The following is a 12,526-nucleotide window of genomic DNA, read 5'->3' as shown; positions in this document are numbered from 1 at the left end:
AACCGGGGCCGCCCGCCGCGAGCAGTGCGGTGGGCGGCCCTTCGCACGCCGTCGCGGGGGTAATGCGGTCGAGGCGGGTGTTCGGGCCCGACTAAGCTTTCCGACCATGGCGGCCACTGCAGAACACAGCACCACCGGGACGAGCGCCCCGGCGTACTACGTCTCCACCCCGATCTACTACGTCAACGACCGTCCGCACCTGGGCCACGCGTACACCACGGTGGCGGGCGACGTCCTCACCCGCTGGCACCGCCAGCGCGGCGAGAAGGTGTGGTACCTGACCGGCACCGACGAGCACGGTCAGAAGATCATGCGGACCGCCGAGGCCAACGGCGTCAGCCCGCAGGAGTGGTGCGACAAGCTGGTCGAGGAGGCCTGGAAGCCGCTCTGGGAGCACCTGGAGATCGCCAACGACGACTTCATCCGCACCACCCAGGAGCGGCACACCGCCCGGGTGCAGGAGTTCGTCCAGGATCTGTTCGACAAGGGCGAGATCTACAAGGGCGGCTACTCCGGCCCGTACTGCGTCGGCTGCGAGGAGTTCAAGCTCCCCGCCGAACTGCTGGACGGCGCCACCGCGGACGAGAAGCTCTGCGCCGTGCACAAGCGGCCGGTCGAGTGGCTGGAGGAGGAGAACTACTTCTTCCGCCTTTCCGCCTACGGTCCGAAGCTGCTGGAGTTCTACGCCGCCAACCCGGACTTCATCCAGCCGGCCTCGGCCCGCAACGAGGTGCTGCGCTTCGTCGAGCAGGACCTGAAGGACCTCTCGATCTCCCGCTCCACCTTCAACTGGGGCGTGCCGCTGCCCTGGGACGAGAAGCACGTCCTCTACGTGTGGGTGGACGCGCTGCAGAACTACATCACCGCGGCCGGTTACGGCAGCGACCCGGAGCGCTTCGCCGAGCTGTGGCCGGCCTCCGTCCACCTGGTCGGCAAGGACATCCTCCGCTTCCACGCGGTCATCTGGCCCGCCATGCTGATGGCCGCCGGGCTGCCGCTGCCCAAGCGGGTCGTCGCCAACGGCTGGCTGATGGTCGGCGGCGAGAAGATGTCCAAGTCCAACCTGACCGGCATCGCGCCCACCGACCTCACCTCGCACTTCGGCGTGGACGCCTACCGCTACTACTTCCTGCGGGCGATCCCGTTCGGCACGGACGGTTCGTTCTCCTGGGAGGACTTCACCGCCCGCTACACCTCCGAGCTCGCCAACGACTTCGGCAACCTGGCCTCCCGGGTCGCCGCGATGGTCGGCAAGTACTTCGGCGGGGAGCTGCCGGCCTCCGCCGCGCACGGTGACGCCGAGCAGGCGATCGCGGACGGGCTCGTCAAGGCCGTCGAGACGGCCGACCGGAAGATCGGTGAGGAGCTGGACTTCGCCGGCGGCCTCGCGGCGATCTTCGACTTCGTCAAGCAGGTCAACGGCTACCTCACCGAGCAGGAGCCGTGGAAGGTCGCCAAGGACGAGTCGGAGGAGGGCCGGGCGCGCCTGGCCACCATCCTCTACACCGCCGCCGAGGCGCTGCGCGGCACCGCCGTCCTGCTCAACCCGGTGATGCCGTCCACGGCCGAGAAGCTGTGGGCCTCGCTGGGCGCCGCCGAGGGTCTCGGCGCGCTCGCCGCGCAGACCGTCGCCACCGTCGGTGACTGGGGCCGGCTGCCCGCCGGTGCCACCGTCACCAAGGGCGAGATCCTGTTCCCGCGCCTGGAAGAGAAGCCGGCCTCCTGATGCCCGCCAAGGACGACGACCGGTCGACCCCGCCGCCGCTGCCGGAACCCCTGGCCGTGGCGGTGGCCGACTCGCACACCCACCTCGACATGCAGGCCGGAACCCCGGCCGAGGGACTGGCCCGGGCCGCCTCGGTCGGGGTCACCACGGTGGTCCAGGTGGGCTGCGACGTGCCCGGCTCGCGCTGGGCCGCCGAGCTGGCGGCCCAGTACGAGCAGGTGCACGCGGCCGTCGCCCTGCACCCCAACGAGGCGCCGCGGATCTTCCTCGGCGACGCCGACGGCTGGTCCGGCCAGCAGCGCAAGGCCGGCGGCCAGGCGGCGCTGGACGAGGCGCTCGCCGAGATGGACGCGCTGGCCGCGCTGCCGCAGGTGCTCGCCGTGGGCGAGACCGGCCTGGACTACTTCCGCACCGGGCCGGAGGGCGTGGAGATCCAGAAGGAGTCGTTCCGCCGCCACATCGAGATGGCCAAGCGGCACGGCAAGGCCCTGGTCATCCACGACCGGGACGCCCACGAGGACGTCATCGCCGTCCTGCTGGCGGAGGGCGCCCCCGAGCGGACGGTCTTCCACTGCTACTCCGGCGACGCCGAGATGGCCAAGGTCTGCGCCGAGCACGGCTGGTACCTCTCCTTCGCCGGCCCGGTCACCTTCAAGGCCAACCAGCCGCTGCGCGACGCCCTGCTCGCCACCCCGCTGGACCGGATCCTGGTCGAGACCGACGCCCCGTTCCTCACCCCGCACCCGTACCGGGGGCGGCCGAACGCGCCGTACCTGATCCCGGTCACGGTGCGGTCGATGGCCGCCACCCTGGGGCTGCACGAGGACGAGCTGTCGGCGGCGATCGCGGAGAACACCGCCCGGGCCTTCGGGTACTGAGCGCCGTCGCGGGCGTTGCCCCGAGTGTTGTCCCGGGCGCCGGTCCGAGTCCTGCCCCGAGTGCCGGCCTGAGGGGGCGTTCCGGTTCGGCGCGTCCGGACGGTGCCCCGTGCGCCCGTATCCTTGGCGCGTGAGCACCACCGACCCCACCTCTGACAGCCACCTGCTGGGCGCCGCCGACATCCGGGAGCTGGCGGCCGCGTTCGGCGTGAAGCCGACCAAGCAGCGCGGGCAGAACTTCGTCATCGACGGCAACACCGTGCGGCGGATCGTCCGGGCCGCCGACGTGACGGAGCAGGACGCGGTGGTGGAGGTCGGGCCCGGGCTCGGATCGCTGACGCTGGCGCTGCTGGAGGTGGCACGGCACGTCACGGCGGTCGAGATCGACCCGGTGCTCGCCCAGCACCTGCCGGACACCGTCGCCGCCCGGATGCCCGGCCGGGTGGACTCCTTCGACCTGGTGTTCAGCGACGCCATGGAGGTCACCGAGCTCCCCGGCCCGGCGCCCACCGCGCTGGTCGCCAACCTCCCGTACAACGTGGCCGTGCCCGTCCTGCTGCACATGCTGGCGACCTTCCCCAGCATCGAGCGGACCCTGGTGATGGTGCAGAGCGAGGTCGCCGACCGGCTCGCCGCCAAGCCCGGCAACAAGGTGTACGGCGTCCCGTCGGTCAAGGCCAACTGGTACGCCGACGTGAAGCGGGCCGGGGCGATCGGGCGGAACGTGTTCTGGCCCGCCCCCAACGTCGACTCCGGCCTGGTCTCGCTGATCCGCCGCGAGCCGCCGAAGACCAGCGCCAGCCGCGAGGAGGTGTTCGCGGTGGTCGACGCCGCGTTCGCCCAGCGGCGCAAGACCCTGCGCGCCGCGCTGGCCGGCTGGGCCGGCTCCCCCGCCGGGGCCGAGCAGGCGCTCGCCGCCGCCGGGATCGACCACAAGCTGCGCGGCGAGATGCTGACGGTGGAACAGTTCGCCGCGATCGCCGAGCACAAGCCCGTCAAGGACAGCGAGCCCGCCAAGGACAGCGAGTGATCACCGTACGGGTCCCGGCCAAGGTCAACGTCCAGCTCGGCGTCGGCGGACTGCGCGCCGACGGCTTCCACGACCTGGCCAACGTCTTCTTCGCGGTCGCGCTCGGCGACGAGGTCACCGCGACTCCGGGCGAGGGCGTCACGCTGACCTGCTCCGGGCCGGACGCCGCCGTCGTCCCGCTGGACGACAGCAACCTCGCCGCCCGCGCCGCCCGGCTGCTCGCCGCCCACCACGGGATCGCCGACCCCGGGGTGCACCTGCACATCGCCAAGGCCATCCCGGTCGCGGGCGGCATGGCCGGCGGAAGCGCCGACTGCGCCGCCGCGCTGGTCGCCTGCGACGCGCTGTGGAAGCTGGACACCTCCTTCGAGACGCTGCTGGAACTGGCCGCCGAACTGGGCTCCGACGTGCCGTTCGCCCTGGTCGGCGGCGTCGCACTGGGCCGCGGCCGGGGCGAGATCCTGGAGTCGCTCGCCGTCTCCGGCACCTTCCACTGGGTCTTCGCGGTCGCCGAGGGCGGCCTGTCCACCCCCGCCGTCTTCCGCGAGTGCGACCGGCTCCGTGAGGAGGCCGGCACCGGCTCCAGCGACACCGACGTCCCCACCCCCGACGCCGACCCGGCCCTGCTCGCCGCCCTCGCCGAGGGCGACGCCGTCGCCCTCGCCGCCGCGCTCGCCAATGACCTCCAGCCGGCCGCGCTCTCGCTGCGCCCCGCGCTGGCCGCCACCCTGCGGGCCGGCACCGAGGCGGGCGCGCTCGGCTCCCTGGTCTCCGGCTCCGGGCCGACCTGCGCATTCCTGGCCAAGGACGCCGACGCGGCCACCGCCGTCGCCGAGGCGCTGCGGGCCTCCGGCACCTGCCGGACCGCGCACGCCACGTACGGGCCGGTGCCGGGGGCGTCGCTGCTGCGGTAGCGGTGTGGTCTCGGCGACCTCGGTCGCGCAGGCACTGGCTCCTCGCCCGGCAGTGGGGTGTCGGCGGGCCCATTAGGCTGGGGTGATCGGGGCGTCCCCGAGAGGGGCACCCCTCCGCTGAGGGCGGACCGCCCCGCGACCGCCGAACCCAGGAGCGCAGCACACGTGGCCGTCAACCTCGCCACCATCGAGTCCGTCACGAAGGTCTACGGCACCCGCACCCTGCTGGACGCGGTGAGCCTGGGCGTGAGCGAGGGCGACCGGATCGGCGTCGTCGGCCGCAACGGCGACGGCAAGACCACCCTGATCCGGATGCTCGCCAAGCTGGAGGAGCCCGACGGCGGCCGGATCACCTGGAACGGAGGCCTCGAACCGGCCGTCCTCACCCAGCACGACTCGCTCGACCCGAAGGCCACCATCCGGCACGAGGTCATCGCCGACCGCGCCGACCACGAGTGGCTCGGCGACGCCCGCATCCGCGACATCATCGAAGGCCTCTTCGGCGGCCTCGACCTGCCCGGCTTCGCCGACGGCCTCGACACCGTCATCGGCCCGCTCTCCGGCGGCGAGCGCCGCCGGATCGCCCTCGCCAAGCTGCTGCTCGGCTCGCCCGAGCTGATCATCCTGGACGAGCCCACCAACCACCTCGACGTCGAGGGCATCAACTGGCTCGCCCAGCACCTGCAGAAGCGCCGCTCCGCGCTGGTCTGCGTCACCCACGACCGCTGGTTCCTCGACCAGGTCTGCACCCGGATGTGGGACGTCCAGCACGGCGAGGTGCACGAGTACGAGGGTGGTTACTCCGACTACGTCTTCGCCCGCGCCGAGCGCTCCCGGATCGAGGCCGTCGAGGAGCAGAAGCGCCAGAACATGGCCCGCAAGGAGCTCGCCTGGCTGCGCCGCGGCGCCCCGGCCCGTACCTCCAAGCCGCGCTACCGGATCGAGGCGGCCAACGCCCTGATCGCGGACGTGCCGGAGCCGCGCGACAAGAGCGAGCTGATGAAGTTCGCCAACGCCCGGCTCGGCAAGACGGTCTTCGACCTGGAGAACGTCACCGTCAAGGCCGGCCCCAAGCTGCTGCTGGAGAACCTCACCTGGCAGCTCGGCCCCGGCGACCGGATCGGCCTGCTCGGCGTCAACGGCGCCGGCAAGACCTCGCTGCTGCGCGCCATGCGGGACGCGTACGCCTCCGAGGGCGACGTGCAGCCGACCTCCGGTGTGGTCAAGGTCGGCAAGACCGTGCGACTGGCCTACCTCTCCCAGGAGGTCGCCGAGCTGGAGCCGGAGACCCGGGTGCTGCAGGCCGTCGAGCAGATCCGCTCCCGGGTCGACCTCGGCAAGGGCCGGGAGATGAGCGCCGGGCAGCTGTGCGAGCAGTTCGGCTTCGGCAAGGACAAGCAGTGGACGCCGGTCGGCGACCTCTCCGGCGGCGAGCGGCGGCGGCTGCAGCTGCTGCGGCTGCTGATGGACGAGCCCAACGTGCTGTTCCTGGACGAGCCGACCAACGACCTGGACATCGAGACGCTCAACCAGCTGGAGGACCTGCTCGACGGCTGGCCCGGCTCGATGGTCGTCATCAGCCACGACCGCTTCTTCATCGAGCGGACCACGGACGTCGTCCACGCGCTGCTCGGCGACAAGAAGATGCGGATGCTGCCGGGCGGGGTGGACGAGTACCTGGAGCGGCGGGCCCGGATGGCGGCTGCCGCGGCTCCCGTCGCGGCTGCTCCGGCCCCCGTCGCCGAGACCGCCTCCGGGCTGTCCGGCGGGGACCTGCGGGCGGCGAAGAAGGAGATGCAGAAGCTGGAGCGGCAGATCGCCAAGCTGGACGAGAAGGAGTCCAAGCTGCACGCCCAACTCGCCGAGCACGCCGCCGACTTCTCCAAGGTCGCCGAGCTGGACGGGCAGCTGCGCGCGGTCCGCGAGGAGAAGGAGGAGCTGGAGATGAGCTGGCTGGAGCTGGCCGAGCAGGTCTGAACTACTGCTCCTTGAGCAGGATTTCGAGCTCGTCCGCCGCACGGCCCAGCGCGCTCAGCGCCGGGTCGTGCGGCGCCGTCGGACGGGCCGCCGGCCTCGTCGGCGGGCGGTGCTCCCGGGCGGCGGCAGTCAGTTCGTCCAGCGCCCGGCGGACCCGGTCGGTCTCCGCGGGATCGGGCACCCGGCCGCCGTACCGGATCTGCGCGGCGAACGCCGCCACCGCGCCGCCCAGCCGCTCCAGCGCGGCCGTGGCGGGCAGCCACTGCTCGGCCGACCGGCCGGTGGGCGGCGGCTCGGCCAAGCCCCGCTGCACCTCCTGGCGGGCGTCCGCCAGGGAACGGTAGGCGGTGCGGCGCAGCCAGACCTGGGCCTGGCTGTTCCGGGTGGTGGCGTCGAGGTAGGCCCGCAGGGCGGTGGTCGCGATGACCAGCCGGGGCTCGATGCGGTGACGCGGGCGCTCGGGCCACAGCAGGTAGCCGAAGAGCAGCACGACCGCGCTGGCGAGCACCGTGTCCAGCACCCGGGGCCAGAACTCCGCCGCGCTGCTCTGGCCGCCGAGTTGGAGCAGGACCAAGGCCATCGGGGTCATCACCACGGTGTTCAGCCCGTAGTGCGCGGCGGTCGCGTACGGGAGCAGGGCGACGCACAGCGCGGCCATCGCGGTCAGCGCCCACTGCTCGGTGGTGAGCGACACCAGCGCTGCTGTGACCACCACGCCCAGCACCGTGCCGATCGCCCGGCTCACCGCGCGCAGGAACACCGAACCGAGATCCGGCTTCAGCACGAACGCGATCGTCATCGGCACCCAGTAGCTCTTGCTGAGCGGGTAGTTGGCGGTCACCGCCTCGCCGACCGCGATGCACAGCGCGACCCGCAGCCCGTACCGGACGGAGGGACGCGACAACAGCCGTGCGCGCAGCCGCCACGGGTCGGGCGGGGGCGCGGGGGCGGTGCCGATCCGCGTCGCACGGCCGGCGACGGTGTCGGCGGCGGCACGCAGCGCCACGTCCAGCGCCTGCCGCGCGGGGGTGTCGGGCCGCCAGTCGGGCACCGCGACCTCGCCGCCGCCCTGCCGTACGGCGGCCGCCAGGCGCCCAGGGACCTCGGCCACCTCCGGCGGGACGGGGCGCCAGGCCCACAGCAGGCCGGTCGCGGCCTCGGTGGCGGCGAGGGCGGCCTCGTACATGCGGTGCAGGGCTTGCGGGTTGGTTCGGTGGGCCGGGTCCGGGAGCAGATCCTGGAGCTGGTTCAGGCGGGCGGTCAGTACCTGGCGCGAGGCGGCGCCCTGCGGGGTGCCCAGATCCGCGAGGGTGCGGCCGAGCGCCTCGTAGACGGCGGCCAGCGCGCGGTTGCGGGGGTCGGAGCCGGACCGGTGATCGGTCCTCACCGGCAGACCCAGCACGACGACCAGCGCCGCCCCCGCCAACATCATCGGCGCCGCCGCCCACCACGGACGCGGCAACGGCATCCCGCTGCCCAGCGCGGCCGACACCAACAGCAGCATCCCGGCCGCCGAACCACGCGGGCCGGTCGCACTCAGCGCACCCGAGGCGAAGGCGGTGAACGTCAGCGCGCAGCCGAGCACGGCGGCGCTCGCGTGGGCGTGCTGGAGGCCCGTACCGATCAGCATGCCGAACGCCGAGGCGAGGGCCGCGGTCGCGATGCGGGTGGTACGCCGGCCCGTCGGCTCCGCGCGGTCGTTCATCGTCGCGTGCATCGCGCCGAGCCCGGCGAACACCCCGAGATCCAGCCGGTGCGTCAACAGGCCGGCCGTCAGCGGTACCGCCATGCCGAGCGCGGCGCGGGCCATCGGCGCCAACGGCAGCGGCGGGCGGGCAGGTCGCGCGGCGCGGGCCCACCAGGGCGTCGGCTTGCTGCTCGGAGGCATACGGGGTCACGTCCGTTCTGCGGCCTCGGGTCGCTGCTGTGCGACATTGCGCGGCAGATGGGGCGTACCGGGTCAGTCTACCCAGCGGCCTGGTGGTCGGCTGTACGTGTCAAGTTCGTACCGATCGTGCACGGGCGGGCCAAGGGCCCTGCCAGCCCGACAGAGGTGGTGGCTACGATGACAGAGGCGGAAACCGCCCACAGGGCGGGCGGTTGAGCCGACCAGGGCGGTACGAGCCAGAAGTTGACGGTGTGTTGCGGCGCGGAGCGGCCGGGGGTTGCCCGGAGTGAGTGGCCGTACGGGGGAGAGGTGGATTGCTGTGGGAGACACGGATAAGCCGGGTGCGGCGACGAGCCCGCTGAAGCCTGCGGCTACCGGGACGGACCCGGCGGCAGCACCGGATGCGACGCCGTTCATGCTGGACGGGCCGACGATCCCGCTGCCTTGGGGGCATGGGGTCAAAATTGCCCCAGTCGTCAGCGCGGCGCAGACGAACGTCAGCGCCGACGACCTAGTGAAGGCCTTCGGCAAGCAGGACGTCCAGATCGAGCTCGACACGCTCACGAACTTCGCCAACAAAGTCGACGCACTGCTCCAGGCCATGGAGGGATCGGCGGCCGCGCCGTACAAGCTCCAGGAGCAGAAGGTCTCCCAGGGTAGCTTCATCAACGCGTCGGACGCCGGGAAGTTCCCGGAGGCCGTGGCCCTGCACACCGCCTACGACAAGGTCCACGACCAGCTCGTCAAGCTCCACAAGGACTTCGCGGCGCAGATCGAGGCGATGAAGGCTGCGGTTACGGACACGCACAGCAAGTACACGAGCAACGAGGACCACACGACGGCCGCCCAGAAGGCGGTCGCGGCGGGGGCGAGCGGAACGGCGTCGACGTCCAACGTGACGGCCTGACAGCGGCGCCGGGAGAGATCTACGGGGAGACGGGGAACAGGCCATGTCAGGAACGACGGATTTCACGAATATCGACCACGCCGTACTCAAGGGGATGGTCGACGGCGGGAAGCCCGCCGACGTGCTGAAGCGAGCGAATCAGCTCCAGGACGCGGGCCGCGTCCTGACGGATCTCAGCCAGGCGCTACAGGGACACCTCGGCAATGTCAGCTGGGAGGGACCGGCGGCCGAGAACTTCAAGACCTGGGTCGGGAACCTCTACAAGTCGGCGGCGATCATCGCCCAGCATTCCACGGCCGCCGGCAACGCCATGGTCCAGGCCGGGGAGGCACTCAGCACGGCCCAGTCCGCTGTGCCCAAGCCTCCTCAGACGGAGATCGATCTACTGGCCAAGGCCAAGGCGCAGTCGGTCTACATGCCGTCGAACGTGGACCTGGGTGGTAAGACAGTCGACGACTTCATGTTCTCGCTCAACCCGAACTGGGTGAGCGCGGCCCAGGCCAATCAGGCCAAGGCGACGATCGAGAAGGAGAAGCAGCAAGCCGTTCTCCAGATGGAGAAGCTGGCGCAGGCGTACAGCGCGGCGACGACGACGCTGAACGGGATCGACGACAACGTGGTGCTGCCGGGGACGCCTGGCAGCGACGCCACCGGGAGGTCCGACGGTTCGGAGTACGGGGGTAGGGGGAGCAGCTCTGGCGCCTACGGTGGCTACAACGGTGGCACCGCACGCGGTTCCCGTGCGAACGGTGGCAGCTACAGCCCGTCCGGCGGCAACTACGGTGGCGCCACCATGAGGCCCCGCGATCCGGCAACGAGCTGGCAGGACCCGTCCAACCCGACCCACCCCGGCCCGACGCCGCCGTACGGCGGCGGTCAGCTGCCGCCCCCGCCGCAGGACCCGGGCTCGTCGATCCCGCCGTCCTACCCGTCGGACCCGGTCACCCGCCCCGGTACCGGCCTCGACAGCATCCCGACCCTGCCGGACCAGACCGTCCCGGTCGGGCCTGGCAGTGGTCCTGTGCTGCCGAGTGGCCCGAGCGGAACTCCCGCCTACCCGGGCGGCCCTGACGGCCGTGGCGGCCTGCCCGGCTTGCCGGGCAGTGGACCGATTCCCGGCTTTCCGACCGGGGGCGGCGGCGGCTCAATTCCGGCCAAGGGCACCAGCGGCGGTTACGTCCCCGGTAAGGGCGGCGGCTCGGTTCCCGCCCGTACAGTCCCGTTCGGCGGCGGCCTGGTTCCCGGCAAGCCCGGTACCTCGGGTCTGCCCAGCGGAACGGTCTTCGGTCGTGAGGGCGCCACGGGCGGTGGCCGGGTTGGATCGCCCATGGGCGGCGGAATGGGCGGAATGCACCCGGGCATGGGCGGCGGCCACGGCGTCGTCGGCGGGGGCGGCGGCTCGCGCGGTCGGGGCCTGACCTCGACCCCCGGCGGAACCGCCGGCGGCCGCAAGGGACCTGCCGCCGGCGGGGAGTTCACCCCGGGGGGTACGGGCCTGCGCAACCGTGCTGCTGCGGCGGGAGCCGCCGAGGGCGGTGGCCGGTCCGGGCAGAACGGCATGATGGCCCCGGGCATGGGTGGTCACGGCGGCAAGAACGAGCGCGACCGCCGCAACCGCGCGGACTACCTCCATGAGGACGAGGAGACCTGGACCAGCGGTACGCCGCACAGCAACCCGGACGTGATTGAGTAGGACGACAACGACTGCCCGGCCACTGGGCTCGCTCAGTGGCCGGGCAGAGCTGTTCGGGGCTGCGTCCCCGGGGTGCTGAGAATACGACGAGGAGTTGTGATGGGGCGGAAGCTAGAGAGCCGGCGGATGCTTGCAGCGGCACTCTTGGCTGTGGGAGTTCTTGTCGTGCCGGTTGCGGCGCCTGCGGTTGCTGACGATTCGATCCGTGCTGATCAGTGGCATCTGGACACGATGCACGCCCCGGAGATGTGGAAGGTCTCGAAGGGGGAGGGGATCACTGTTGCGGTGATCGATGGCGGGTTCAAGCTGGATCATCCGGATCTCGTCGGGCAGTTCCTTCCGGGGAAGGACTTCAGTGACAGCTCGGGCGGAGTGGGGTCCGACCCGGATGGACACGGGACGGGCATGGCCAGCCTCATTGCCGGTACGGGCAAGAACCGTGGAGGAAACGGAGCCTACGGTCTCGCGCCCGCAGCGAAAATTCTCCCATTGAAGATCAACAACGGGTCTGTTGGAACTGTAATCTCGGCCGACTTCCTTGGCCAGATCGGGCAGGCTGTGAATTACGCAGTCGACCAGGGCGCCAAGGTCATCAGCATCTCGCAGGGAAGGGCCGCAGTCATGGCTTCTCCCGACGACGTAGCCAAGATCAACCAGATTATGGCGAACGCGCGGGCGAAGGGTGTGCTCGTGGTCGCCAGCGCCGGGAACTCTGCACAGAAAGGCAATCTCGCCGAGTATCCGGGGGCGCTGCCCAATGTCGTCACGGTCGGGGCTTTTGATCAAAATGGCAATGTGACGGACGAGTCCGAGAGGGGGCCGCAGGTTGCTTTGGTGGCACCCGGCAAGGACATAATTGCGGCTTGTACAGCCGCCACCGGTTACTGTAAGAGCCATGGCACGTCCGATGCGACTGCTCTGGTTTCCGCTTCCGCAGCGTTGGTTTGGGCGGTTCACAAGGATTGGTCGGCGAATCAGATTCTTCGGGTGCTCATCAATACCGCTGGTAGGCCTAATGGTGGGAATGCCCGTACGGATGACGCCGGTTGGGGTGCGGTTCGGCCACGAATTGCGTTGACGAGCCCTGGTGATCCTGGTCCGGCGGATGTGTCGCCGCTTCCGGCTGATGCGGCTACGCCGTCAGCTGGTCCGTCGCCATCGGCGGGTTCGTCGGCTTCCGTGTCGTCGGTGCCGAGTGCTCCTGCGAGCCCGAGCGATGTGGCGGTGGGTGTGCCGACGTCGCAGCCGAAGGCGGACGCGTCGTCCGGGTCGGGTGGCAGCGCGGTGCCGATTGTGGGTGCCGTGGTGGCCGGGTTGGTGCTGGTTGCCGGTGTGGTGTTCGCCGTGGTGCGGCGGCGGAAGTCTGCTGCGCAGCCTGAGGGTGGTGTTCCGCCGGTGCCTCCGCAGCAGCTGGTGGCTCCGCCGTCGTATCAGCCGCCGGTGCCGCCGGGGGACAACCCGTAAGCGAAGTAGGGGTTTTGTGGGCGAGGTGGGCCCGGGTGTCGCGGTTGGG

The 12,526-nt window shown here is 71.4% G+C and carries 9 protein-coding genes; 8 read left to right on the top strand and 1 reads right to left on the bottom strand.

The window, feature by feature from the left end; translation table 11 throughout:
* The first annotated feature begins 106 nt into the window (after positions 1–106).
* From metG to ABZW30_RS07275, 5 genes are all read left to right on the top strand, one after another.
* A complete protein-coding gene (gene metG, locus ABZW30_RS07295) occupies positions 107–1,726 on the top strand; it encodes a methionine--tRNA ligase (protein ID WP_355670048.1) in 1,620 nt (539 codons plus the stop codon).
* Complete coding sequence (locus ABZW30_RS07290; RefSeq protein ID WP_355670047.1) at positions 1,726–2,604, top strand: TatD family hydrolase; 879 nt, start codon at positions 1,726–1,728, stop codon at positions 2,602–2,604. Before metG ends, ABZW30_RS07290 begins: the two co-directional genes overlap by 1 nt.
* A 130-nt stretch (positions 2,605–2,734) precedes the next feature.
* Positions 2,735–3,634: a 16S rRNA (adenine(1518)-N(6)/adenine(1519)-N(6))-dimethyltransferase RsmA gene (rsmA, locus tag ABZW30_RS07285; RefSeq protein ID WP_355670046.1), complete on the top strand. Its 900-nt coding sequence runs from the start codon at positions 2,735–2,737 to the stop codon at positions 3,632–3,634.
* Positions 3,631–4,548, top strand: a complete 918-nt coding sequence (locus ABZW30_RS07280; RefSeq protein ID WP_355670045.1) for a 4-(cytidine 5'-diphospho)-2-C-methyl-D-erythritol kinase — start codon at positions 3,631–3,633, stop codon at positions 4,546–4,548. The genes rsmA and ABZW30_RS07280 overlap by 4 nt, the downstream gene beginning before the upstream one ends.
* A gap of 165 nt (positions 4,549–4,713) precedes the next feature.
* Positions 4,714–6,525, top strand: coding sequence for an ABC-F family ATP-binding cassette domain-containing protein (locus ABZW30_RS07275; protein ID WP_355670044.1), 1,812 nt, complete (start codon positions 4,714–4,716; stop codon positions 6,523–6,525).
* A 1-nt stretch (position 6,526) separates the two neighbouring features.
* Here ABZW30_RS07275 and ABZW30_RS07270 read toward each other — a convergent pair whose 3' ends face one another.
* Complete coding sequence (locus ABZW30_RS07270) at positions 6,527–8,413, bottom strand: FUSC family protein (protein WP_355670043.1); 1,887 nt, start codon at positions 8,411–8,413, stop codon at positions 6,527–6,529.
* A gap of 319 nt (positions 8,414–8,732) precedes the next feature.
* Here ABZW30_RS07270 and ABZW30_RS07265 point away from each other — a divergent pair, with 319 nt between their 5' ends.
* From ABZW30_RS07265 to mycP, 3 genes are all read left to right on the top strand, one after another.
* Complete coding sequence (locus ABZW30_RS07265; RefSeq protein WP_355670042.1) at positions 8,733–9,320, top strand: hypothetical protein; 588 nt, start codon at positions 8,733–8,735, stop codon at positions 9,318–9,320.
* A 43-nt stretch (positions 9,321–9,363) separates the two neighbouring features.
* Entirely contained in the window at positions 9,364–11,013 is a 1,650-nt protein-coding gene (locus ABZW30_RS07260) for a hypothetical protein (protein ID WP_355670041.1), read from the top strand.
* A gap of 99 nt (positions 11,014–11,112) precedes the next feature.
* The gene (gene mycP / locus ABZW30_RS07255; protein ID WP_355670040.1) at positions 11,113–12,477 is read left to right on the top strand and encodes a type VII secretion-associated serine protease mycosin; all 1,365 of its coding nucleotides are present in this window, start codon (positions 11,113–11,115) and stop codon (positions 12,475–12,477) included.
* The last annotated feature ends 49 nt before the right edge of the window (positions 12,478–12,526 follow it).

It is taken from the genome of Kitasatospora sp. NPDC004669 (genome assembly GCF_040609455.1).
GTDB lineage: Bacteria > Actinomycetota > Actinomycetes > Streptomycetales > Streptomycetaceae > Kitasatospora.
This window is presented reverse-complemented; position numbering and strand designations above follow the sequence as displayed.